This window comes from Evansella clarkii, assembly GCF_002019695.1.
Taxonomy (GTDB): Bacteria; Bacillota; Bacilli; order Bacillales; family Salisediminibacteriaceae; genus Evansella; species Evansella clarkii.
Genome location: NZ_KV917376.1, coordinates 3,715,230 through 3,740,578 on the forward strand (window position 1 = coordinate 3,715,230; position 25,349 = coordinate 3,740,578).

Here is a 25,349-nt window from a genome sequence, read left to right on the forward strand (position 1 = left end):
ATGAAATTTTTATGTAAATTCATTAATCATAATAACGACAGGTTCTTACACCTGCCGCTCTGCGTAATAGCTCTCCAGAATAGTTTCGACCAGGACGTCCATGTTAAAGCTGAAATAAAACCATATACAATACCAGAAAGCCTGCAGTTGCTGCACCTGAGACTATTGTCATATTACGATGTTTCTTTTTCATTCCTATAACTAGCGAAATAAGTGAAGCGACTATAAGCAGTGTGATGAATATTTTCATTCCAGTACCCCCAAATAGTGATTTAAGGTTAGTCTACCATAATAAATGGTCGATTCGTCAAATATCGCTGATTACTCAAAACTTTTTAAGAAAAGAAGGAATAAGGATAGGGTATCGAAAAAGTAATATGGAAATTCAATTTTTAGCCCGTTAAGAATCATTAAATAGCTCACAGGGGCTGCCTTTCATCTTGGAGATGATGCCTGTGTCTCCATTAAAACGGCGAAAAGTATTATGATCTTAATGGATTTCGGGTTACTCATACTAGCCGTATTATCTTCCATAAAACAAGATAAGCCCACAAAATGAGCTCGTGGCTCAATATTTTAAATTAGCAACGTTCATGGTCATAACTCTTGCCTTCCTCTTTTACCTTCCACAAACTGTACAGATGGGTAACAAAGACCTTACCTATTGCATAAACCGGAATAACTAATACCATTCCTATAATCCCTATAAAACGCCCTGCCACTAACACCAAAGCCATGACAGTTACCGGATGAAGTGACATCTTCTTACCAATAATCTGAGGCTGAACGAAAATACTTTCTATCTGTTGAATAACTACAACTATGATTAATACAAACAATGCCATCAAGGGAGAATGAAGTAAAGCCACAGTTACTGAGGGGATTGCCCCAATCCAGGGTCCAAGATATGGAATGACATTTGTAATCATTCCAAAAATCGCGAGAACAAGTGCGTACTCTAAGCCAATACTCGTAAAACCTATATAATACAGAACTCCGATAAACGAACAAACAATTAAGACCCCTTGTATATAACTGCTCAACGTCTTATCCATGTTCGTAAGGATAGGTTTAATCTCAACCTGGTTTTCTTCCGTAAAAAAATTCAGGAAATGCTTTGGTAGTCTTTCTCCTTCTTTTAACAAATAAAAAAGGATGAAAGGAACGATAAACAGTAATAATAAAGCATTAAATACTGTACCGAGGATCCCGACACTTCTCGTAAAGATATCTCCAACCAGACCTCCAATCACAAGTCCAATTTGTTCAACATAATCTTCAATAGTAAATATTTCTGTCAGGCCGAACCTTACGATTAGTTCATTTTGCTGTAAGTTTGTAATTAACAACTGGAGCTCAGTCATAATTAAAGGCATGCTATTGATTAAATTAGTAAACTGCTTCTGTAATTCTGGTCCAATGAAAGAAATAATGCCTATACCCAATACGATTACACCCGCATATAATAACAAGATTGCCAAAGCCCTTGGCATTTTTTTACTTAGTAACGCTACTAGTGGTCTAAATAAATAATAAAGAATACCAGCTAAAATTGTTGGCAGAAATAACGTTTGAACAAATACAGCTACAGGTCTGAACACCCAGCTAACAAGACTGCCTATGTAAATAATCACGAAAAGCATGAGGATGATTGAACCAATTTTCAAGATTTTCATATACATCTGCACAACCTCCTTTTGGTAACGATATCTTTTCTGAAACTTATTATGAATATTCCTGCAATCTTTGAAGAAAACTTTTTGTTCTGAGGATACGTAAAACAACAGAAAGAGTATGTATATAAATGTACATACTCTTTGTCTGCTGTTTGCTTTTATCTCTTACCAATCAATACGATTGTCATAAATGGTGTTCGCCATTTTTTTTAGTTCAACTATTTGGTCAAGTGCTTTAGAGGCTGCCTTTCTTACAGGATCAATAAGCGGCTTACGGTCATTTTCAAAATAATAAAAGGCGTCTCTATATCCGTGCTCTCTTAACATTTTAGCTAAATACATCCCATCCTCTAAAGCCCATGATGCCCCAATCCCCAGCATTGGGTTGGTGGCATGAAGGGCATCTCCAACAAAAGTGACGCGTCCATGATACCAATGAGGTAATTCTTCCAATTCAAATATATTTCTGGAGGTAATATTTTCTGTGTTATTCAGAAGTTCACTAAATGGATTATCCCACCCGCTAATTTTTTCGGATAACCAATCCTTGATAAATTCATTGTCAGCTAACTCTAGTTCTGTTGCAGGAATCTTCCTCTCTTCTTTACCAATAAATTGCCACAATATATCTGAATTTGAAGCAGGTGAACATTTACTGACAAAAGTACCTAAATAATTATCAAAATCAATGTAGACATTCGCTTTAGTATTAATAGATTGCTTCACATTTGCAGAAGATACCAGGCCGTGAATTCCATAGTAACCAGTATAAACAGGTTTAACTTGAGGGAATATTATCTCCCTTGTTCTTGAATGAATGCCATCTGCCCCGACTAGTATTTCTCCCTTTACTGTAGAATCATCAGAGAAGAAAGCTGTAATACTGTCAGAGTTTTCTTCTATATTAACCAGTTTTTTATTGTAATGTACTGGTATTTTATATTCCTCAGCCTTTTCTAAAAGCAGTTCCATTAAATTTTGCCTGCTGATCGTTATGAAGGTTTTACTAAAGAAATCATTACCTACAGCAGTAGCGCTGGCCAGTTCTTTATTGTTACTGGTATATGTGGTCTCAGATTCCAGAGGAAAACTATATTCTGCAATTTTACTAATACCAAGTGTTTCAAGAACTTTCAGGCCGTTTGGTGTAAGTACAAACCCTGCTCCGCTCTCTCTTTCAAAGGAAGCTCCTTCAAATACTTCACTCTCTATTCCAGCCTTTTTTAAAAATAAAGCCGTAGCAAGACCCCCTGCACCAGCTCCTATGATAATTACTTTTTCCTTCATTTGTAGCACTCCTTTTTTATAGACTTCAGTAAAAATACAATGAATGAGCTTACGTAAAATATGTTATCATTTATTCGGACGATCGGTCAATTAATTTTATAGTTGTACTTGATAAAAAATAAAATTTGTATAAAATTATTTTTATACATTTATTTAGCGATACACTTTTTATATATAATTTACTGAGCAAGCAGGAGGATTTATGAGCAGACCAATTGGAATTAATAGTGAAGATACCAAGAAGTTAATTGAGGATAAAGCAACCAGACTGTTTGAACTAAAAGGCTACGCAGCTACGTCCATGGCGGATATAAAAACTGAAACTCAATTAAGCAAAGGAACAATTTATTACCACTTTAAAAATAAGGAAGAGCTTTATTTATTTTGTATAAAAGAAGCATTAAACAGATTTATTAACGAGTGGGAAAAACTCATGGTAAAAGAAGAAACTGCTACTGATAAATTATATTTATGGGCGCATTTATGCAGTTTGGAGTTCCACAATCCATTAATCAATACAGTTTCAGAATATATAATCTCAACAAAGAAAGAAAAATCTTTTGCCACAGAATTTTTCAGACCTGAAATGGATGTCCTATCCGGGATTATTAAAGAGGGTATTCATAAAGGAGAGTTTAATCCGGACTTAAATGTTGAAGAAGTAAGTGTCATTCTATTAGCACTAATTTCCGGATTATTTGATACTGCGCTATTAGCGTTCACCACCCAGGAAGATAAAGAGCTTCTTTATAAAAAAGCCATAGATACTGTCATCAATGGGATAGGAATCAACTGATAAATTGTTTTTGCTGTTCACCTATAGTTGAATTTCCTTCCTTAGGTAATGGTCATGCCAATCATAATTTGTCAGCGCTTATTATACTAGCGGGGGTTTTAGTTAAAAACCAATTAAAAAAGCGATCCTGCACGTTCGAAAGGAATCGCTTTTTTTTATGTTCTAAATTACATTTTTAAAATATAGGATATGTCTGCCGCTACTATCAATAAAAATTACTATTCAAAGGCACCCTGCCTTTTAAGAGTGCACCACCCTCAGGGTTATTATCTGCAATTAGATCTCCCCCATGAAGTCTAATAATTCGTTGTGAAATGGTTAACCCCAGCCCTGCTCCTCCAGTTGATCGATTTCTTGATGCTTCACCACGATATAGGGGTTCAAATAATCGTGGAAGGTCCTCCGCAGAGAATCCCTCTCCTGTATCTTGTATCGTAAAGTTCACTTGGTTGTCATCTCTATTGCAGGTAATAAGAATTTTACCATTTCTGGGTGTATGTCGTACCGCATTTTCTATTAAGTTATTCATGGCTCGTTCTAATAGATGTGAATCACCCTTGATATTGCAATCACATGTCAAATTATCTGCAATGATAGTGATATCTTTTTGCTTAGCCTGCGGACTCAGGCTTTCAATTGAGTTTTTGAGAACAAGGCTAAAGTCAATAATATTTTCGTTTAATTCCATTTCCAGATACTCAGTCTTTGCAAACGTAAAAAGTTCCTCTGCCAGTCGGTCTAACTGCGCTGATTTCTCTTTACAAACTGCCAAATATTTTGCTTTTTTTTCAGGCGAATCAGCAATGCCATTCTCTAACCCGTCTAAATAACCCCGCAAGGCAAATAATGGTGTTCGTAAATCATGTGCAACAGCAGCCATAACAAATCTCCGTTCATCTTCCAATTCAATCTGTTTCTGAAAAGATTCTTTAAGGCTTTCTGCCATTACATTAAACCCGTCATGTACTTCAGCAATTTCTGATATCCTGGAATAAGGTATCTGAATATCCAAATCTCCTTCTGAAATCTGCCGGGCACATTGACTCATTTTCTCCAGAGGAATAAGAATATATCTTCGTATTGCAAAGGCCACAATAATAAAGGCCAATATTAGACCAGTAATTCCCGTGATTATTTGAGTCATTCTTGAATCTGCCGGAACTCCAAGATTAAATGACTTTGTTTCAATAAAATGCCCACCTACATAAAAAATCCATGGAAATAAAAGGATAATAAATAAACTAAGAATGGTGAATATGCGAATACGAATGGTTTTCATTTCACTCTCCTTTAAATCGATAACCTATACCCCATACGTTGACTATAAATTGCGGTTTATTCGGATCAAGCTCAATTTTTTCCCGAAGTCGGCTTAGATGGACACGAATAGTATGTTTGTCACCAATTCCTTCCCAAAACTTCTCAAGTAATTGATCGTATGAAAAAACCAGATTTGGATGTTCTGCAAAAAATCGAAGCAAATCATACTCTTTAGGTGTGAGTGAAATGGGCCGTCCTTCTATAAATACTTCCCTTGTGGACAAATTCAATGAAAGGCGACCATAATTAAAGACCTTCTTCTTTAATTCCTGCTGGGAGCCGGATCGTCTTAAAACAGCTTTCACTCTGGCGACAATCTCACCTGGAGATGCTGTTTTGACTATATAATCGTCTCCTCCTAGTGCTAAGCCGCGAATCTTGTCTACATCATCACTTATAGCGCTCAAAAACAGGATTGGAACGTTGCTTTCCATACGTATCTGCCGGCATAATTCAAATCCATTTTGTCCCGGCATCATTATATCAAGGATAATGCAGTCAATTGTATTATCCTTTAGGGCGGCAAGTGCCTGAATAGTATCGAAAGCTGTTATTACATAAAACCCCTCATTCTCAAGGAAATCCCTCATTAGTTCAATAATACTTTTGTCATCGTCAACAACCAGAATCGTAGTTTCTTCCTTCATGAAAACCCGACCTTTCCCCAAATTAAACACTACATATTCATTGATTACAATTAAAATTCGATTTAAGTTTATCATTTTTTCACTAAAGATAAAGATTTAGGATCAATTGTTATTATTTTGTGATTGTTTTATACCATTGTTTGAGATTTTTATAGGTTATTCTTTAACCGTGGAACGTTCAGTATGTATGAAATGTTCCACTACAAACTTTTAGTCATTAAGGAGGTATTTAATAGTGGGTGTTGAAAATGAAACTTTCTCATTCTTTCCATTCGGTGCTTTGTTTTGCCTTACACTATTTTGTTTAGCAGCGGTTAGGATTTACTCAATTCGCTATCGTTACAGGGATATTAATCACCTAAAGAAATTAAGGGAAAACGGGGAACTCAACGAAACGGAATAGAAAAGGCTGAAAAATCTTCTATCCAGTTAAAGATACATTATATTTTAAATTCTTATATGGAGGTACTATTTATGCATATCCAAATTGTGTTGTTTGACGGATTTGATTTATTAGACGCTATTGCACCCTATGAAGTATTTACTGCTGCTGCAATGTATACAGATGAGTACATAACAGTTGAGCTCGTGTCTGCTGAAGGGAAACGAATGGTGACAAGCGGAGTAAATCATTTACAAATTCAAGCAAGTGCTAAGCTTGACTTAATCCAAAAAGGTATCATTCTTGTTCCTGGAGCATCCGGATCTGTTCATGATAATGGATCTGAATCAGTACCTGTAAAATTACAACAAGCAACTGAAACAAGTTTAAGTAATCTATTAACTGAAGCCATTAATAAACCCGATATATTGCTGTCTACAGTTTGCGGTGGATCCCTTATTTTAGCCATGAGTGGCTTATTAGAAGGTCGTTATGCCGTTACCCATCACATGGGCATGGGGCTTTTGAGTGCTGCTAATGCAATACCAGTGAATGCGCGAATTGTAGATGATGGTAATATTGTTACCGGTGGTGGCGTTACTTCGGGACTCGATGTTGCTCTATATCTGGTTGAGCGTGAACTTGGCCCCCAGATAGCACACGCAGTGGAACAACTATTTGAGTACGAACGCAGGGGGACAGTTTGGAGAGCAGAAGGAAATATACCGAAAGAAACTCAACAAGAAAATCTTATTGAAACGGCAAGTAATTCGAATTGTCAAACTGATTTGAGCTTTGACTTTCAAGGCAAGTGGGATATAACGATCTCCACTCCTATTGGAGAACTCCCTGTTCTATTAAATTTAGAGTATAAAGATGGACAGATAATTGGGACTGCAAATCAAGGAGATGAGATAGTCACTCTAGACAATACAGTGTTAGAAGGGAATCAATTAAAGTGGTTCATGAAAGTTTCAAAGCCTATGCGTCTTAATTTAAAATTTATCGTTACTGTAGATGGAAACAATATGACTGGTGAAGCAAAAGCAGGAATGCTTCCTGCATCAAAGTTAGCCGGGCATCGAATTTTATAAAACGGAGCGATAATAATGTTTTCAATTTTATTTTTTATAGTAAGTGCGGTATTTTAGGTTGTTTTCATAATAACCATTAAACGCTTTTTAACGCGTTTGGTTTTAGGGGACAGAATCATAAATAACATAACTATTAACAGACCAATTCACAGTTGAATTGGTCTTGTGTTTTCGTTGATATTAAAGGTTATTCACTCTTTTAACGCGTTAAATATCACAATAAATAGCATATAAATTAACAAGTGATTTTGTATTGTCGAACAAACGCTATCCTTTAGTTGAGGAAGAAACGAAAGCCTCCAATCATTAATCAGCTTCAGTCTTGCTTAAAAGTTCACCGGTACGACTTGTGCTTAAAATACTTGACGTAATTCAATCTGACCTTCCCCAAGTCCTTGTGGATCGGGCATCCGTTTGGCCCACTCTATTGCTTCTTCTCTCGACTTCACATCAATCAGAATAAACCCTGCAATCAATTCTTTTGTTTCCGTAAACGGCCCATATGTAACGACCGGCTTTTCTCCTGATTTTGGAAATGAAAGGCGAATCCCATTTGAACTTGGGTGAAGTCCTTTAGCCATAACCCGTACCCCAGCGTTAATTAATGCCTCATTATACTTATCCATAGCTTCCATGAGTTCAGGGCTGGGGAGAGTTCCGGCTTCCGAATTCTTTGAGGCTTTTACAATCAACATAAACAGCATAAAATTTCCCTCCTTTAATTAGCGGAAAAATTGACCTCATTATAAATAAAACAAACCTGGATCTTCAAAAGCGGCAAATTATAAAAAAACAACAGCAATCTCCCCTTAATAAAAAGAGGGCTATTAAATAGTGAATTGAAGGAATCGATTACTCATAACTAATCAGTGATGGCAACGTATAAATCGATTTCATTTTCAGGTTTTCCCGGTTTGTACCTATTATCCCAAATTTCAAAGTCATAACCAGCTGGCTGACAGTTATTCAGTTTCATCCATGTTCCATACAAATAATCGTAAGTTCTCGCAAGATCCTTTTCGAGCCCCTCGTGAGTAACTGTCACATATTTATTTTCCGGGACAGTATGCAGGATCATGTCTTCAGGAAGATCCTCTGCCTCTGAGATTTCATAGCCAATTACCTGTGTAAACGGATCTACCATGGGGTCAAAATTAGGCTTCATATCATAAACCTGTACTAAATAGATTTGTTCCCCCACTTTACTTTTCACCAACTCCCCATTCTCTTTCAGTCTTGCAAGTGTTTGCTTCCCTAATTCCTGCTCTTCAATTTCCTGGAGATTTGCTTTAAACTCATATCCTGCAATTGAAAAAGCTTTCTTAGTTACAACTCTTGCCGACATATGTACACGCTCCTTTATTTTAATTTGTAAGCCCCTTTGAAAGGTGCCTGGCATCTGTCGCCCCATTTTTATGCAACCATGTATATCCCTTTCTTTTATTTTATCGTATGTATCTATTTAGTGTTCTGGAAACGTGACAACACCGAGCATGTTTCCATCTGGGTCAGCGAAGTCATAAAATCTCATCCCATCTTCCTCATGGATGTCTGATACTACTGCTCCTTGTTCTTTCATGTACTGGTATGATTCATCTACATCTGTAGTATAGAAGTTAAACGCAATATGTGAGGTTTCAGGGACCTTATCCACTTTGTAAAGTGTTAATCCAGTTTGTAATGGACCTGCTTCATCGAATCTGAAACCCACATAATTACCATCCTGACTCCGGTATCCAACCTTAAAGTTAAACATCCTCATATACCATTCCTCCGAACGGTTCGTATCTGTAACAGGAACAAATACAGTATCAATGCGTTTTACATTTTTCATTTTTGGTCCTCCCTATTTTAATCCTATTGTTATTTTAATAATGTATAGGTATCAGATCTAACTCGCGGCCAAGTTCTTATATAAATGGTAAACCTAAATTCAACAACTGAACGTAATTTAATGACGAACCTAAAAGTAGAAAGTCTGTTTCTTTTCTGTTTATCCTTAAATTGCCGGGCTAATCGTTCCTGTTCAGCCCCTTTATACAAATCATCAATATGCTGCTGCACTAGTCTGCGATCAATTTGATTCATGTTTTCCCCCTTTATTGAACTTACACCAACTGCAAACTGATAAGCGTCATGTACCATTTCAATTCTTTATACCTGTCTACGTTACAATGCCAAACTGATTTCCATCCAGGTCCGTTAGGGTAAACCCTCGTACATTGCCATAATCATGAATATCACTTACTTGTGCACCTTTTTCAATGAGCTCTTCATACACCTTGTCAATGTCTTTTGTAAGGATATTGAAATAGCCTCTCACATCGTAATTGTTTTTTGGAAACTCAGGCTGCTTAATATCCTCACATGTAACAAGGCAAAAAATTGTGTTTAAACCTTTCATAGTCATCGTATTCGCCTCAGGTGCATCACTGTGGAGCATTTCGAATCCGAGCATTTCTTTATACCACTTTGTTGATTTATTTAAGTCACTGACTGGAATGAAAATGCCGGTTCCGTAGTAAAACTTATTTTCCATGCCAGGCCTCCTTTCCTTGTTCTATTTCAATAAACGATGATTTATCGCAAATCCTTACACCTTTTTTTAAAAAAATCACGTGCAGATCATCAGAACATTTCCATCTGGATCTGTTACATTAAAACAAATACTCTTCCCAACACTTCTTACTTTCCTGATTTCCATACCGAGGCCATTCATTGATAAATATGATTCATAGATTAACTTAGGATTTTTAGTACGAAATCCATTTAAAAAGTTTTCAAATAAAGAGGGGTCAATCATTTGGTCTGCCTTTTTCCTGAATTTTTCCTGGGGTAAATTAACTTGTAAATGTAGATAGCGCTTTAATTTCTTTTTAGTTCGGTGCAATGTCGTATAGACATTTGATTCCGAATCTTTGATTAATGCAGCCGTTTCCTTTGCTGTGAAATCGAAAGCTTCTGTCAATAAGATGATTACAAATTGTTTGATAGATAAGTATTCCGCTAGTTCCTCCAACACTTCCCTTATTTCGTATCCTTCATTGTACCGGGCTTCATCTTGAATAATCCCTTCTTCCAATGGCTCGGTACTCAAACATTTTTTTCTTTTTTGATCAATCCATGTGTTTTTTATGATTGTGTATAATAACTTTTTTGTAATTTCACGATCCGGTTTTTTCTTCCAGGCAAGATAAATCTTTAATAAGCTGTCCTGAAACAGATCTTCTGTTTCCCAATAATTTGATGCAATGCTTTTACAATATTTTTTTATATCCGGATAGTAAGGTGAAATGATTTCATTAAATGCTGATTCGTGTCCTTCTTGCATGTTTTCTTCCATAACGACCACCTGTTTTATCATTATTGTTTAAGAACACGAGTGTTTTCCTTTTCTCACTGATGAGTGTCCTCCTAAACATGAAACTTATTGCCACCTATATCTTTAAACGTAATTGTAAGCTGCATGGACCCCCATCTATTACTGGTTCTGCCTCAACCCCTTGTTCGATAAGGTGTTTGCGAAAAACCCGCTATATCACTTGTCTCAAACGTCATTGAGTATATTTCATCCTGCATTATTTAATAAATTTCTATTACGACACCATCCTTTCTATATGTATAGATGCCATTAGAATTATATATCTTACATAATAATATTGTAAATTTCAGAAAATTTCTTTTTCTATAATAAACAAATTTACTGCTTTTGAAAACAAATTAGCGACCTGGAATTGAAAAACTTTTCACAGTGATTGTGACAAAACGAGAAAAAACGCCAGGTCTCATACACCTGCTGTTCTATGCAATTTTTCCCGAAAAGGGAACAGTGCCAGTCACTGTTCCCTAAAAAAAGCAACTCCTTAAATACAAGGAGCTGCTTTACTCTGATAATGCCTAACCTCTTTTATACTCAATAACAGGTAAGGCAACTGCACAAACTAATGAAGTATAATAAGGCAGAAACTTGATTCCCACAGCCTGGCCAAAAACTGTTATACCTATGACACCTATAAAGCTTGATAAGGCAATCCCCAGAATAAATCCTCCAATTAACCCCACTATCATTGCTAAAAACATTTTCATGTTGCTGCACCCTTTCTTACTGTTCAATTTTATTAAAGGTCATCTTGATAATGCTTCTTAAATTAAGACAGGCGATACCTAAAAGGAATAATCCGAATAATGGATGTAATGCTCCGATCCATGGTATTTGAAAGCTCATATTGGCGGTAAAATACATCGCAAATATTAAAATAAACAATCCAAAAATATGCCAGTACATCAAACGGGGAAGAGAGCCAAGATAGGCAAACAAAAGTAAAAGCAAAGGGATATTCCAGCCAAAAAGATGCACGAGGCTCCGGTGATAAACCCAATTAGAGGAATCCACAAACATCGCAAGTCCAACTGTAAAAAACTGAAATAATACACATAAAATAAATACACTGATAAAAAACAGATAAAGATATCTATTAACCTTGACTCGTAATGAGGCTCTATTCAACGGTATCTCTCCTTCTTTTGTATATTTTAAATGACAACTGTTAGTATACTGACAACTTCTGAACAAACTATTAGGAGATTATTAAATATTTCTTAACTATTGGAAGTTCATACAAATAACAAAAAAAGAACAAAAGGTCACTAACTGCCTTTTGCTCTTCCATAAAGAACTGCTGCATTTATTTTTTAAAACGATAGCCTACTCCCCAAATTGTTTCAATGTACTCCGGGGCAGATGGGCTCGCTTCTATTTTTTCTCTTATCCTTCTGATGTGGACAGTAACAGTAGAAATATCTCCCATGGAATCATACCCCCATACCTTTTCAAATAAATGGTCTTTGCTAAATACCTGGTTTGGATTTGTAGCTAAAAATAAGAGTAAATCAAATTCTTTTCCCCTAAGAACCTTTTCTTCCTCGTTAACAAAAACCGTACGCGAGCTTTTATCGATAACCAAACCCCGAATCTGTATTTCATTTTGAGATGAATTACTATTAGTCAGCCTGTGATACCTTGATATATGTGCCTTTACTCTTACTACCAGCTCGTTTGGATTAAAAGGCTTTTCAATATAATCATCGGCTCCCCTGTCAAAGCCTCGAATAATATCGATGTCTTCCTTCCTTGCTGTTACCATTAGAATCGGAATGTTTAACTTCTCCCTGATCCTTTTACAAAGTTCAAACCCATCAATCCCTGGTAACATCAAATCCAGAATGATAAGTTGATAATCATGATTCATTGCCATTTCAAGACCTTCTTCACCGGCTGCAGCTATATCGCATTCAAATCCACTCACCTCTAAATAATCTTTTTCCAATTCTGCAATGCTCTGCTCATCCTCTATAATCAGGATCTTCCCCATTGGTTCCCCTCCTATGACGTGTGGCAGGTAACGAAAAGAAAATACTTGTCCCTTCCCCAGGTTTACTTTTCGCCCAAACAGTTCCGCCAAATCCTTGTATGATTTTTTTTACAATAGCCAGGCCTAACCCGCTCCCGCCAGTAGTTAAACTACGCGACGGGTCAATACGGTAAAAGCGATTAAAAATCGCCGACAGTAATTCTTCTGGTATGCCAATTCCATTATCCTTTATTTCTACAATGACATTTTCTGCTTCTGACTTTAAATAAATCGATATTTCTTTGTTTCCTTTATTTATATACTTCAAGCTATTTTGTATAATATTGTCAACTACACGTTTTAGTTTCTCCCGATCAGCCAGCACAATGTATGACTTATCTTGCTTCTTCTCATAGAAAACCGTACCTCCAACTGGTTCCAGTTCAAATTGTAATTCCGCTGCATAATCTTCCATATAAGCATGCAAATCAACCTCTTCCATCTCAAAGGGAACACTTTCAAGATCCAATTTCGAGTAAAGAAATAGTTCTTCTATTAGCTGATTCATCCCTTCTGCTTTTCGATCGATTGTTTCCATATAACGATCCAGTTTTTCGGGGGTATTAGCTACTCCATCCTGAATCCCTTTTACGTATCCTCTTATCGAAGTGATTGGGGTCTTTAAGTCATGTGAAATACTCGCTATTAATTCCTTCTGATTTTCCTCATACGTTTTTTGAAGCTGTTGGGCTTCCAATAGCTTCTTACGCATGGATTCAAACGTCTCTGCCAGTTGGTCAAGCTCATCTCTTTTCTCCGTTACATCTAATTTATAATTTAAATTGCCATTACTAATTTCTTCGGCAGCATTCATCAGCTTTTTTATTGGACGAATAATACTTTTAGAAACAAAATAAGTAAGCAGTCCATTTGTAATGATAATAACTAACAGCATTCCAATTAACCTGAGAGTCATAAATAACTCAAAATCATCTTCAATGTTCCCTCTCAATAGAAAAAATAAAATATAACCTAAAGCAATCTCGATTGCGAGAAATCCTAAAATCGGAATAAGAATCATCCCTGCATTTGAAAGTAACAGTCGCTTCCTGATCGTCATACAATCACTGCCTTTATACGTTTTTACAGCCCTGACCATTGGAGTTGTTTTTCTAATCATACTGAAAAATGCAGTTGTTTACCAACTGCATTTCATTAACTATTCCCGGGCAAGGCATCCATCTTTCATCACATAAACTTTATCACATAAATCCAGCATCCGTTCATCATGGGTAACCATGATAGCAGCTTTATTTCTTGATTTAACCTCCTGTGATATCATTTCTACAACCTTACGTCCCCGAACAGAATCCAGACTGGCCGTAGGTTCATCCGCCAGTATAATTGAAGGATCATTCATAAATGCCCTGGCAATTGCCACTCTTTGTTTTTCCCCACCTGATAATTCAGCTGGATAATTGTTCCTTCTTTGAAGGAGATCCAGGCGGCTAAGCAGCTCATTTGCCCGTTTCTGGCCTGTCGATTTATTATTTTTAGCAATTTGATTAACTAGCTTCAATTGGCCTGAGACATTTAAATATGGAATGAGATTGTCCGACTGAAAAATAAAGCCTATTTTTCCCGCCCGTAGCTGGTTAAATCGTTTCTTTGACTGCAGATGGACAACCTCCTGATCAATCAGTATATCTCCTTCTGTCGGTGTCAACAAAGCGCCTATAACAGAAAGAAGCGTACTTTTTCCAGAACCAGATGGTCCCACTACAGCAATGAACTCTCCTTGTTTTACGGTTAAATTAATATTTTTCAAAACTCGAATAGTACTATTGCCGTCACCAAAATCTTTTGTGACATGTTTAATCTCTAAAATTGACCTTCCCATCATTCCATCCTCCCTATTGCCTCTAATGCATCAATTTTTGCCACTTTCCAAATAGAAAGCATCGCTCCGAACATATTCAGGATTAAAAACAGTCCGCCAGTTCCAACGATTAGCTGCCAGGATAACTGGACTGGCATTTCTTCTGGCATCAGCTGGACAATTCCGTAGAAAGCAAGACTGCTCAACATCAAACCTAATAATGTAATGAAAGCAACCTGCAGTAAAATTGACTTTGCAATATACCATGTTTGTGCTCCGATTGCCTTTAAAATTCCAAACTGGTGTGTTTTCTGGAGTGTAATAACGTAAAAGAAAACACTGGACACAAAGACAGAAATGATAAACAAAAAGCTTTTCATCATCATAAAAGAACCTTGTGTTTCTGAATAACCAGGAATAGTCCTTATTGTATCCTCTAATGTCTGCATGTCGTAATGCTCAAGATCCATTTCTGAACCTTGATAAAACACCGCATTATACGTATCCTCCATTCGATAGAAAGATTGAAATCCAATCGATGCATCAGTAAAAATAACTGGCATATGGGAATAAACATGATCCTCTGTAAATCCGGCAATCGTCATTTCAATATCTGTTCTGGAATCTTTAATCGTGTCATGTAATTCATAACCAAACCGTTTTAAACTCTCATCAGCCACTACCTCATTATCTTCTAATTCACGTAGATTCTTTCCTTCAGTTATAGTGACATCTCCGTACCTTTCCGTATCTACTGTAAAATAAGCCACGTCTACAGTGCGCTCATTCACTTTTTCCAAGCCCGATACCGTTATGGCAAAAGGAGAATATTGTTCACCTAGTAAATCAAAAAGTTCATCTAAATCATCATTATTTAATTCCGATTTAATTAAGACCCCTTCTGCTTCTTCACTTAAAATGACATATTCCGTTTTCAGATTACTCATTGCTGCGCTGTCCGCATAGCCCAGCCCGTTTGATAAAGCAGTAATAAAAAAGACCAGAAATAAAACAGCGATCATAATCAAACTAAGTAATCCGTAGCGAAGCTTATTCCTCCTGAATTCATTCCATGCTAAAAACATAATCTTCCTCCTCTGATTTAATGATCTTACCTGTGGGATATGACCTGATATCAGAATACAGAGGAAATCTAAATTAACTATTTCCTATTTATTAATAGTTTCTTAAATTTATAGAGATACGATAATTGTTTTTATTGTAAGAGGTCTTAGCTCTGATTATGTTTCTTGTTAGGCATCTCCGCCAGAAATTCACACACAAAAACGACAGGTCTCATGCACCTGCCGTTCTAAAGAAACGGGCATTAATCTTCAATGTTTTCTTTATTCATTTTCTATGTGGGAGAAAAGAGGGGAAAAGGATGGGAACTTTAATGATTCCATTTTATCTTTTCATGAAAAAAGATAACCCTATATTGAGTGCGTGGCTCAAAATGGGGTAACTTATCATCATATCCCTGCGCCAGTCCCCTTTGAAGGGATCTAAGCTGTTTCGGCCGTTATACTGTACCAGCACTAACGATCTTTTTACCACCCGGCAAACATTTGGAACAAGGCATTGATGTCCCCTTTCTAAATAAACGGAAATTTTCCGGTTAAATGGAGATTGGACCTCTTTCCTGGTAGATATAAGGGGAGATTTTCCGGTTAAGCAGCACAAAGTCGTTCATTTTCAAAGTTTTTGAGTAAATAGGCGGAATCTCTCCGCCTATTTATGCGCTTTTATATAATAATTACGAATTAACAGGAATATTTCCGTCTATTTTTTAACCGTGAAAGAGAGACAGGTCCATTTTGACCTCTCTCTCCTTAGTCTTCTCTACTGATTGTCTACAATAAGGGCCCTTTCTTTCATGGTACGAAAGCAGAACTAAATATTGGAGATCTTTTAGAACCGCAACATTTATCAAATTTACAGGATAAAAAAACTAATTATATATATTCTACCGCAACAATAGATGCTACTAGGTCCTTTCAGCATTGAAAAAAACGATTACTTTTAATGTAATCGTCTTTTGGTGGTTGTTATTACGAGTTTCGTTGGACTATTAGTCTTCCTATATTTTCGTTCATATTATTTATCTGTTTGTTTTTGTTTCTTTTTCAAATACTCCGCACGTAATTTTTCGAGTTGCTGCTTTTTATCAAATTGGGCAGATTTCTGTTTTTCATGAAACTTTGTCACAGCCATCTGACTTTTAGCATCCAATTGATATTTTCCCATTTTCTTCACCTACTTTTCTTGTCTTTGTATTAATTCTTTTATTCATCAAACTTTCGCTACGGCTTACATCCTTCTTCAAGTAAATATTGCTTCGCTTCATTATACGATGGAAACGTTCCGTCCAGTTGTTCACCTGCATAGACGTTCCACATGTCATCTTCAAGAATGATAACACAATTTAGCGATACATCGCGACGTTCTAATTCTGGGAAAGACTCGGTAATTTTAAGCAAATGTAAACATAGTTCTTCCAAATAACTCTAATTTAATAATTCATTATATCATTAGTAGATATTATCAAAAAATACACTTACTTGCACATTCAACTAATTTTCAGTTGAGCCTGGTAGTGGGCTTCCCGGGAAAGAAACGAAGTTATGAAACGATGGCTTCTTTGCGTGTTGTATTTTACAATCAGGCTGACAGCCCTGTCCTCGGCCCTTACATTTACCTGAACAAAAAGATTTAACGAAAAATAAGATTTAAAAGCCGCCTAAGTAAATAGACGGCATATCCACTCTGTATTAAAATGTTTTTTGAGCCTGAATTTTATGAAGTGCATCTCTTCCCGTATTTAATACTTCTGCAGATTTTCTTGTAATCTCACCATCTTCATCAAGTAATGGTGTATCAATGACACCTTTAATTAACTGAGCAGTTAAAATTACTTTTTGAATGGCTTCTTTCTCGTCACGTGTAAAATCATTCCAGTTTGTACCTTTGTCTGAAATTATTGATTTCAGTGTATTGATACCAGCGAGAAATACATCATTTATATCTGTTAATAATGAATGAAGTAAATCAGACCTTCTTCTAATAGCTGATAAAACAGTTGTTGCACTATTCATTTGTTCTGCAATAGTTCTGGCCTCACTTAAATTTTCGTATGCAGAATTCAACTTCTTTTTCGATTGGGCAGACATAATTAATCCTCCGACCGCTAAAGCAGGTCCAGCAACAATTCCACCTAATACTAAAGTCCCTCCTGCAATTCCATAACCTCCTGCAGACAGTGCTCCGCCACCTAACCAGGCTAAAGTAGCGTTAGTGGCAGCAACCCCACTTAAACCACTAATTGCCGCACCGGTTGAAGCTGTACCTAAAGCCATTGTACCAGCATAAGCTCCATAAGCTGCCGCAACTCCTGTACCTAATGAAGCCAGGCCTCCACTTGCAACTTTTACAGCTTTGTATGAATCAGTTTCCAGATCATTTAAAAGATCTCTGGAAACACCAATATGCTTCAACTCTTCGATCCCCACAGTATTTTCGTTTAATTCAACATTTTTTAGTAATTGAAAGTAAGTTACAAAGTCTTTTACTGAAGAGGAGAGAATACTTATTTTATTTTTCCCTAAAGTTTCAATACTTTCGTTTGTTGTTTTACGTTCAGTGTTTAATATATGTTCTGCATCGTCTACAATTCCACGAGCCATCTGATTAACATTCTTAGCTTCTTTTGAATTTTTTGCCGCTTTGACTCCACTTCCAACACCACTAATGGCAGTGGCTGCAATTACTCCGGCAGCAATAAAAGGAATTGGCATATTCTCATCTCCTATGATTGTTTAAAAATATTACCCACTTTAATTAGTAAATCAAAACTTAAATACACTTGAATCGTCAGACATAAAATCATCAAACTCATCGAAGTTCGTAAATTGTAGTTCTACTCCAAAAGTAATTGCCAGTTCATCAAGATTTTCTACAAAACTTTGATGGTCGCCAGTAAACAATGCATTATTGATAGCAGAAAAACTTCGTTCAAATACTTCCTGGCGCTGGTTCATATGTACTTCAATTAACTGGGTTAACTCCTGGTGCTGCATTTTAATTGATTCAATAGCTTCCTCTGCCATTTGCTCGACTATTAAACGATTTTCTTCTGATAGATTTCCTTCTTTCAATAAATCCATGGAAGATTTATAAATTGTGGAACTTGTCATATATCCAACCATTCCACCGACGACTGTGCCTACTCCCGGGAAAATAGCAGTACCAACTGCAGCACCCATACTTGCTGCCATCATGCCTGTACCTTTTTCACCTAGTTCTTCTATAAGCTGCAATTCATCAAATTCTTCTTCCGTCAAATAACGTTTTATAGACTTTCCGACTTCTAAACTAGCTGTTGCGATCATGGCAGGCATATTAGTTTTAGAAAGATTGCGAAATACTTCTTTCCCGCTGCGTTCCATAATTGCTTTAACAGCAGTTCCGGAATAGCCTGTAGCATAACTCAAAGTTGCTGCCCCTGCAGTATCTTTGGCTACATTAAGAGAAACTTTCTTTATATCCTTCTCTTCTCCTCTGGCAATTGCAACAATATTTCTTGAAACAGAAATTGCCCCACCAATAATGGCCCCATTCTTTGCCTGTTTTAACCCTGCACGATGCGAAACAGAGTGCACCTCTTTTACTGTCTGGAGTTTCGGGTTAGTTCGAGCACTCATAGCGTCTTTACTGGTCACACTCTTTTTAATCCGCTTATCAACGGATTCTACGCGTTCTAATTGCGCTTTTTTTGCTTCTGCAGCTTTCATATCCCCCTTTTTTTCAAGGGTCTTTATTTGCTGTTTTAAGTCACTTTTTTGCTCTTTTAAATATTTTTTAGCAAAATCATACTGCTCAGATGGTATATCCAGAGACTCGGCTTTTTTGTATTTGGAGTAGTCTTTATTAAATAATTCTTTTACATTATCTTTAGCACTTAGTTCAACAAGTTTCCCTTCTGTTAAATCTTTTGGCGGTTTCCAGTTCGGGTTATTTTTTTGCTTCATTTTTATGTACTCATCAACATCATAATGCCCACGTAGTTTCATCTGGGAAGTACCTGTAAAATTTCCTTGCTGATCGAGAATTGCTTTCCCATTAACATCAGTTTTTACATGGTCAAACTCCTGGTGATTCGTTTTCCCTAATGCATCCGTTCTCCGGATCCTGTCTTTGGATTTGTTAATAATGTTTTCAGCATTTGTTCTGCTTTCATGCAATACCTCACCAGCAAATCCTGCTTGCTGTTTCAGAGATTGATATGTATCACCTTTTGATCTTGCAATATCTTTAAGTCCTTTTATTACACTTCCATCAGGACTAATTTCACCTTTATATCCTTTAATAAACTCGGAGGCAGCACTGCCATAACGCTCTACTACCTCAGAAGCCGCAGCACCTATTGCAGCGTTTACTGCAGAATCTGTATTTTTCTTATTATTGCTTATTTTGTTCTCCAATTAATAACCCCCAGTATTTATCTAGATCAATTTGTGCTGCTTCACTGAGATTATTGTCAACTTGCATTTCTTTACACGCCTTAAGATTTATTAAATAATACTCTTCTTTGGAAAATTGTTTATGATATGTTTTTTCATACATTTCATCAATTCGACAGATCAACGGCCTGGTCTCATATATAGAGCACTTATTATTTATTAAAAATTTGCATGCCCCATCACCATTGTTATAAGCCTCCAACTCGACTATATGACCTATGTTTTTGCAACATAACCCACAAGAGTTACAGGGAAACGGATTAGACTCCAACCAGCTCATTTGCTTGTGAATAAAGTGAATTTACTTTAATTACCCAGCCTTTAAATTGTTCATACTCATCATCACTAATTGCCAAAGCTTCTTTTATCTCCTGAATTAAGTTTTTCTGTTCTTCTTGATAAATACCATCAGCAAAAGCTACAGCTATAGCTTCCAGAAAAACAATACGCTTAATTCTCTCACTCTTAAAAACTTGTACTATTTCCTGCAAAGTCAATTCCTTTAAATCCTCAATTTTATAATTAACTCCCATTTCACGATCATATGTTTCCAGCATTTTTTGTTCATTCTCATCAATAATACCATTCGAAATCGCTACTAAATGAGCTAATTCTAAAAAAGCTACTTTTTCTTCAGCATTTAATTCTTGTAAAAACATAGTAAAATCCTCCTAGTAAATTTGTATCTGTACATTACCATATTATATGAACAGTTAGAATAAATATAGTGTTTTATTATGTTTCAACTATAATTTTTTTTCTGTTTAAAAAGTTCACAATTTTTTTACTGATTTTACGATTATTTTTCCTCTAAGATTGTTGGTGTTTACCAATTAACATCCTCTCCCACCATATGAAAAAAGTTGTCCACCCTATTTCTGCCGCTCAAAATGGGGTGACTTATCTTTATCCAATTCTGGAATAATAGTTCTATTTCCTGCAAAAATGAATCATATCTAAATTAGCCTATATGCTCCTGCCGCTATTCAGAACTTGTCTGATGTATTCAATTCGTTCTGGATCAAAGCCGGCTGTCATGGATCCACCAATTCGGACACCAGTTCCGAAATGATATTCATCGGCAAGGATTTCTTGATGAATCTTTCCGATTGTTTCGGCATTCAAGCCGCTTCCCGGCAAAATAACAGGTCCGTTTGTCTCTCTTTGTAACTGGACAAGTTTTTTTAGAACGGGTTGTCCTTGGCTGCAGTTTGGCGTACCGCCGGATGTTAATATCCGTTTCACATGTTCCTTGTATGGCATTAAATCCTGATATCCTTTTTGCAGATCGGAAAGTTCATCAAAAGCACGGTGAAAAGTAATATTAATCTCGTTATTTTGCTCTATCGCACGTTCAATCAAATCCCTGTCGATTGTTCTGTCTTCCTTAATGGCTCCTAATACAATACGGTTCACACCATAACTCTTGAGAAGTTTAATATCCTCCAGTATCACATTTTTTAAATCATCAGTGTAAACAAAAGAATAGGCATCTGGCCTGACCATTACTTGAACAGGAATCGTAACAGCATCCACGACTTGTCTGATAAGGGCGATACTTGGTGTTACACCGCCCACTGGATAACTGGATATCAATTCCAGCCGGTCTGCCCCCAGCTTTTCTGCGGAAACAGCATCCTGTTTATTTTCAACAATCCATTCCATCATTAGAACCCTACCACCTTTACAGAAAAATAGAAAAGACACAGGGACAGGATTGATGCGATCTGTCCCTCTTTACTTTGCTCAACTGATCTCTATAATAACTATAAAAAACATTATTACAAAAAGTCGTAATAATGTCTTCAGACACTTTCTTCGATTAGCAGGATATTAATCAATTAGTTGGCATTGACTGATAATAGCCTGACCCCCAGCACGTTAAAGCTGGGGGTCAGGTATTGTTATTCCAAATTATTTTTTCACACGAAATCTTTACGCGCGCCGCTCCATCAAATTGATTCCAATCCCCATGCAGACAACGCCGAACAATAGCATAATCGATATTGGCTGTACCAACTCAGGCAATCCAAAGTTATAAATCGCTGCCCCTTTCAAAGCATCCAGTCCGTAATAAATCGGCATTCCCTTTGATAAAGCAAGCAAGATTTCATTCGTGACAATCTCAATCGGCCAATAGGCTCCTCCAAGCATTGCCATCGCCGTTGCCAAGATGGGAACTACCGCCTGCATCTGCTGAGATCTCTTTACTAGTCCCATCACCAGCATTCCAAGACTTACAATTGCAAAGGTATAGCAAGCAATAACGAGTAATAACATACCATAACGCTCTCCTAAGTCAAATCCAAATAAGAATTGGAAAAATAAGAAGGCGACAAGAATTTGAAAATATCCTATAAGAAAGCTGTATAGCAGATGCCCTGTATAGATCTGCCATTTATACAGTGGGGAGACAATGAGACGGTCCCATGTTCCCACTCTTTTTTCTTCCGCCACATTCATTAAACTGAACATGATCGTATATATGGAGAAAAACAACGTCATTCCGAACAACACGTGGAGCTGGTCATCATATATAAATGTGCTTTCCTCGCCACTTAAGGATTCAGTTACTATCTGAATCGCAGGTTCATTCATTACTCGTTCCAACTCTGAACGAAATTCCTCTCCGTCTGCCTGTGATGCCACTTCCTGTAACCGCAATTCCTCTGAAAATACTTGATATACATAGTTTTCCACCGAAACACTAGATGGCTCCTGCACAGCAATTAGAATGCGGTAATCATCGTTCATCAGCTTCAGTGCGAGGCCAGCGTCCCTGCTGGAAACAGCATCGTGTGCTTCTGATTCTTCCACCCACTTGAAAGTCAGGTTCTCCGCTTCATTCAATCGATCCAGCCACTTCACCTTCATTTCTTCCTCCAAGGATGGATCTCCGTAGGTGTAAATTGTAAACTGGCTGTTCGGCCCGCCAAATCCTGCAAGCACTGATACAAACAAGATCGTCATTCCAAGGAAGGAAAGAACAAGTATAGGTGCACGGCGGAACCGCTGCCACTGTAATATAAAGACTGATTTCATCTACACCGACCTCCTTTTTGGAAAAATGAGAATGCTGCTGGCAATAAGGATGACAGATAACACTGCAATTCGAAGCAAATACGGGAGAATCACATTCATATCAAGCTCCTGCATCCACTTTAAAAATGCAGTCAATGCCGCGCCATTTGGTGTCCAGTTCCCCATTGTACCAATGATTGCAGGCATTTCAGAGGTTGGAAAGAAACTTCCTCCAATAAAGGCTAATAACGTCACAATTCCACCTGCGAAAATGTGATTTAGAGCATCATTTTCGTATTTCACCGTAACCGCAGTTAACAACGCTGCAAAGCCACCAACACAAATGGCAAGAATCATTGCAATGACTGCAATCCCTCCCCAAAACGCAGGTTCATCGAGAGGAAAGGTACGGAATACTAAGCTCGACACCAGAAAGAGAATGAATAGCTGGAAAAAAGAAATGAATGATGCCGAAATGATTTTTCCACCTAAATAAACGATCGGATGTTGATTGGAAAGTATGATTCGGTTAAACACATGTTGCTTTTTTTCTACATAAGCTTTACTCGCAATAGCCGACCCAACAAACAATACAAACATTACCGCCATACTAATCGTATAATATTGGAAGGAGGTGACCGGCTCCCTAGCCGAAATGGATTCTACCCCTCCCAGCTCTTGTGCTTCTATATTTTCTCCTTCACTTCCACTCAAGACTTCCTCATGTCCCAATTTTATTAATGTTTGAGATATAGCCGTTTCAAAATTCATAGTGCTAACATACCGATCTATCATATTGATAAATGCATCTGTTCTGATGGAACCGTAGTCTTTCACGGTGATTAGCAGGTCACTTCCGTCCCCTTCATTCAACAACATTTTTTGTAGAGAACGATATGTGAAATCTTCGGGTATCGTTAGAATTGCAACGATATCTTCGTTTTCCAGTGCTTCCTCAGCTTCAGAAAAATCAAGTTCTGCCACCGTTACCATGTCGCTGACGGTTTCGCTTTCCATCAATTGTTCCAACATGGTATAAGGTTTTACTTCCTCTACTGCATGTTCCAGCTCAAGAACAACTTCTGGAGGCATCCCTGTGTTTTCTAAATCCGCTATAAATTCTACTATCCCTTGCTGCTCATCATCCTCTATCACAAATGCCACATCCATATGAAAATCAGAAGTTTCGCCTCCAAGTAATCCCCTTAAAGCGAAACTCAAAATTGCGATTAAAATGATTGGCATGAGCAGGAGAATCATTAGCTCTGTTCGATCACGAAGCAGAACTAGTATATCCTTTTTCAAAAAGTTTCCCATCACCTTCACCTCAATCCCTTAGCTTTCGGCCTGTAAGGTGTAAAAACACGTCTTCCAACGTCGGCACTTTTACATTGACATTTAAGATTTGCGCCTGATGGCGTTCAGCAACTTGAAAGATGCTTCCAAGGAGCTTACTTCCCTTAGGTACGATTAACTTCAGGCCTTTCTCCGTTTCAATCGTCTGACGAATCCCATCGTGTGACTGTAAATCCGTAACCAAGTCTGGGTACGGACGGTCCAGGTCGATCAAAATCGTTTCCTCACCAGATAAAATGCTCTTTAACTCATCCTTGGTTCCTGAAGCAATAATCTGGCCGTGATCCATAATGTAAACCCGATCGCACAGACGCTCCACTTCCTCCATATAATGACTTGTATAAAGCACAGTTAACCCTTTCTCCTGGTTGAGGTGCCTCACTGTATCCAGAATATGGGTTCTTGATTGTGGATCGATTCCCACAGTAGGTTCATCCATGATCAGAAGCTCTGGTTCATGCAGCATCGCTGCTGCCATATTAACCCGACGCTGCATTCCCCCTGAATAAGTTTTGACAATCTCTTTTTGCCGTTCCTTCAAACCTACTATTTCAAGGACTTCCTGGATTTTTGCCTCAAGCTCTTTTCCTTTCAACCCGTATATTCTTCCAAAAAACTTTAAGTTTTCGTAGGCTGTCAATTCTTCATACAAAGCAATTTCCTGAGGAACAACACCTAACACATTCCGAATAATGCCTGGATCCTTCAAAACACTCTGGCCTTTCAGCTTCACATCTCCTGAAGTTGGTTTGATAAGAGAGGAAATCATAGATATAGTTGTTGATTTCCCTGCTCCATTCGGCCCTAATAGTCCGACTGATTCCCCTTTATCCATATATAAGTTGACACCATTTACGGCAGTCTTTCCTTTAAAAACTTTTTTCAGTTCTTCTGTTTCAAGCATTTCACTACCTCCTTGTTATCGTAAAATAATTATTTATTACATAAAGCTGCTTCACTTCTTGTTTATGTATCAAAGTATAAACATTAAAAGACAGTGTTCCCACTGTCTCCGGTCATC

At 37.3% G+C, this 25,349-nt stretch carries 28 protein-coding genes and 1 pseudogene; 3 read left to right on the forward strand and 26 right to left on the reverse strand.

What is annotated here, in order from left to right:
* Positions 1-103: 103 nt before the first annotated feature.
* From BK582_RS27175 to BK582_RS17415, 3 genes are all read right to left on the reverse strand, one after another.
* Entirely contained in the window at positions 104-250 is a 147-nt protein-coding gene (locus BK582_RS27175) for a hypothetical protein (RefSeq protein ID WP_167553178.1), read from the reverse strand.
* A 331-nt stretch (positions 251-581) separates the two neighbouring features.
* Entirely contained in the window at positions 582-1,682 is a 1,101-nt protein-coding gene (locus BK582_RS17410) for an AI-2E family transporter (protein ID WP_078596260.1), read from the reverse strand.
* 159 nt (positions 1,683-1,841) lie between these two features.
* On the reverse strand, positions 1,842-2,963 hold the full coding sequence (locus tag BK582_RS17415) for an FAD-dependent monooxygenase (protein ID WP_078596261.1): 1,122 nt from the start codon (positions 2,961-2,963) through the stop codon (positions 1,842-1,844).
* A gap of 202 nt (positions 2,964-3,165) precedes the next feature.
* On the opposite strand from BK582_RS17415, the gene BK582_RS17420 reads away from it, so the two are divergent.
* Positions 3,166-3,759 carry a TetR/AcrR family transcriptional regulator gene (locus BK582_RS17420; protein WP_078596262.1) on the forward strand — a complete coding sequence of 198 codons (594 nt, stop codon included), beginning with the start codon at positions 3,166-3,168 and terminating at the stop codon, positions 3,757-3,759.
* A gap of 205 nt (positions 3,760-3,964) precedes the next feature.
* Here BK582_RS17420 and BK582_RS17425 read toward each other — a convergent pair whose 3' ends face one another.
* Both BK582_RS17425 and BK582_RS17430 read right to left on the reverse strand, forming a co-directional pair.
* Positions 3,965-5,038, reverse strand: a complete 1,074-nt coding sequence (locus BK582_RS17425; protein ID WP_078596263.1) for a sensor histidine kinase — start codon at positions 5,036-5,038, stop codon at positions 3,965-3,967.
* 1 nt (position 5,039) lies between these two features.
* On the reverse strand, positions 5,040-5,726 hold the full coding sequence (locus BK582_RS17430) for a response regulator transcription factor (RefSeq protein ID WP_078596264.1): 687 nt from the start codon (positions 5,724-5,726) through the stop codon (positions 5,040-5,042).
* A 474-nt stretch (positions 5,727-6,200) separates the two neighbouring features.
* Here BK582_RS17430 and BK582_RS17435 point away from each other — a divergent pair, with 474 nt between their 5' ends.
* On the forward strand, positions 6,201-7,202 hold the full coding sequence (locus BK582_RS17435) for a DJ-1/PfpI family protein (protein ID WP_078596265.1): 1,002 nt from the start codon (positions 6,201-6,203) through the stop codon (positions 7,200-7,202).
* A 353-nt stretch (positions 7,203-7,555) separates the two neighbouring features.
* Here the strand turns inward: BK582_RS17435 and BK582_RS17440 are convergent, their stop codons facing one another.
* The 12 genes from BK582_RS17440 to BK582_RS17495 form a co-directional block, all read right to left on the reverse strand.
* Positions 7,556-7,906, reverse strand: a complete 351-nt coding sequence (locus BK582_RS17440) for a YciI family protein (RefSeq protein WP_078596266.1) — start codon at positions 7,904-7,906, stop codon at positions 7,556-7,558.
* A gap of 158 nt (positions 7,907-8,064) precedes the next feature.
* Entirely contained in the window at positions 8,065-8,547 is a 483-nt protein-coding gene (locus BK582_RS17445; RefSeq protein ID WP_078596267.1) for a GyrI-like domain-containing protein, read from the reverse strand.
* A gap of 117 nt (positions 8,548-8,664) precedes the next feature.
* Positions 8,665-9,036 carry a VOC family protein gene (locus BK582_RS17450; protein WP_078596268.1) on the reverse strand — a complete coding sequence of 124 codons (372 nt, stop codon included), beginning with the start codon at positions 9,034-9,036 and terminating at the stop codon, positions 8,665-8,667.
* 29 nt (positions 9,037-9,065) lie between these two features.
* Positions 9,066-9,290 (reverse strand): hypothetical protein, encoded by a 225-nt coding sequence (locus BK582_RS17455; protein ID WP_078596269.1) that lies wholly within the window; start codon positions 9,288-9,290, stop codon positions 9,066-9,068.
* Between the two features lie 76 nt (positions 9,291-9,366).
* On the reverse strand, positions 9,367-9,741 hold the full coding sequence (locus BK582_RS17460; RefSeq protein ID WP_078596270.1) for a VOC family protein: 375 nt from the start codon (positions 9,739-9,741) through the stop codon (positions 9,367-9,369).
* A gap of 75 nt (positions 9,742-9,816) precedes the next feature.
* On the reverse strand, positions 9,817-10,545 hold the full coding sequence (locus BK582_RS17465) for an RNA polymerase sigma factor (RefSeq protein WP_169911097.1): 729 nt from the start codon (positions 10,543-10,545) through the stop codon (positions 9,817-9,819).
* 554 nt (positions 10,546-11,099) lie between these two features.
* Complete coding sequence (locus BK582_RS17470) at positions 11,100-11,282, reverse strand: DUF5957 family protein (protein WP_244895417.1); 183 nt, start codon at positions 11,280-11,282, stop codon at positions 11,100-11,102.
* Between the two features lie 22 nt (positions 11,283-11,304).
* Positions 11,305-11,709, reverse strand: a complete 405-nt coding sequence (locus BK582_RS17475; protein ID WP_078596273.1) for a DUF6220 domain-containing protein — start codon at positions 11,707-11,709, stop codon at positions 11,305-11,307.
* Positions 11,710-11,887: 178 nt separating this feature from the next.
* Entirely contained in the window at positions 11,888-12,574 is a 687-nt protein-coding gene (locus BK582_RS17480; RefSeq protein ID WP_078596274.1) for a response regulator transcription factor, read from the reverse strand.
* On the reverse strand, positions 12,546-13,634 hold the full coding sequence (locus tag BK582_RS17485; protein WP_236939199.1) for a sensor histidine kinase: 1,089 nt from the start codon (positions 13,632-13,634) through the stop codon (positions 12,546-12,548). Before BK582_RS17485 ends, BK582_RS17480 begins: the two co-directional genes overlap by 29 nt.
* 138 nt (positions 13,635-13,772) lie before the next feature.
* Complete coding sequence (locus BK582_RS17490; RefSeq protein WP_078596276.1) at positions 13,773-14,453, reverse strand: ABC transporter ATP-binding protein; 681 nt, start codon at positions 14,451-14,453, stop codon at positions 13,773-13,775.
* Complete coding sequence (locus tag BK582_RS17495; RefSeq protein ID WP_078596277.1) at positions 14,453-15,517, reverse strand: ABC transporter permease; 1,065 nt, start codon at positions 15,515-15,517, stop codon at positions 14,453-14,455. The genes BK582_RS17490 and BK582_RS17495 overlap by 1 nt, the downstream gene beginning before the upstream one ends.
* 760 nt (positions 15,518-16,277) lie before the next feature.
* Here BK582_RS17495 and BK582_RS17505 point away from each other — a divergent pair.
* Positions 16,278-16,424, forward strand: a pseudogene (locus BK582_RS17505) (NAD(+)--rifampin ADP-ribosyltransferase); the annotation flags it as partial.
* A 105-nt stretch (positions 16,425-16,529) separates the two neighbouring features.
* Here BK582_RS17505 and BK582_RS27180 read toward each other — a convergent pair.
* From BK582_RS27180 to BK582_RS17545, 9 genes are all read right to left on the reverse strand, one after another.
* Positions 16,530-16,679, reverse strand: coding sequence for a hypothetical protein (locus BK582_RS27180; RefSeq protein WP_088034771.1), 150 nt, complete (start codon positions 16,677-16,679; stop codon positions 16,530-16,532).
* Positions 16,680-17,203: 524 nt separating this feature from the next.
* Positions 17,204-18,226, reverse strand: a complete 1,023-nt coding sequence (locus BK582_RS17510) for a hypothetical protein (RefSeq protein WP_078596279.1) — start codon at positions 18,224-18,226, stop codon at positions 17,204-17,206.
* A gap of 51 nt (positions 18,227-18,277) precedes the next feature.
* Positions 18,278-19,912, reverse strand: a complete 1,635-nt coding sequence (locus BK582_RS17515) for a hypothetical protein (RefSeq protein WP_078596280.1) — start codon at positions 19,910-19,912, stop codon at positions 18,278-18,280.
* Positions 19,890-20,231: a YkgJ family cysteine cluster protein gene (locus BK582_RS17520; RefSeq protein ID WP_078596281.1), complete on the reverse strand. Its 342-nt coding sequence runs from the start codon at positions 20,229-20,231 to the stop codon at positions 19,890-19,892. The genes BK582_RS17515 and BK582_RS17520 overlap by 23 nt, the downstream gene beginning before the upstream one ends.
* Positions 20,212-20,610: a tellurite resistance TerB family protein gene (locus BK582_RS17525; RefSeq protein ID WP_078596282.1), complete on the reverse strand. Its 399-nt coding sequence runs from the start codon at positions 20,608-20,610 to the stop codon at positions 20,212-20,214. The genes BK582_RS17520 and BK582_RS17525 overlap by 20 nt, the downstream gene beginning before the upstream one ends.
* Before the next feature lie 307 nt (positions 20,611-20,917).
* Entirely contained in the window at positions 20,918-21,619 is a 702-nt protein-coding gene (locus BK582_RS17530; protein ID WP_078596283.1) for a copper homeostasis protein CutC, read from the reverse strand.
* 267 nt (positions 21,620-21,886) lie between these two features.
* Positions 21,887-22,993: an ABC transporter permease gene (locus tag BK582_RS17535; protein WP_078596284.1), complete on the reverse strand. Its 1,107-nt coding sequence runs from the start codon at positions 22,991-22,993 to the stop codon at positions 21,887-21,889.
* Positions 22,994-24,289, reverse strand: a complete 1,296-nt coding sequence (locus BK582_RS17540; protein WP_078596285.1) for an ABC transporter permease — start codon at positions 24,287-24,289, stop codon at positions 22,994-22,996.
* Positions 24,290-24,299: 10 nt separating this feature from the next.
* Positions 24,300-25,232, reverse strand: coding sequence for an ABC transporter ATP-binding protein (locus BK582_RS17545; protein WP_078596286.1), 933 nt, complete (start codon positions 25,230-25,232; stop codon positions 24,300-24,302).
* Positions 25,233-25,349: the final 117 nt, after the last annotated feature.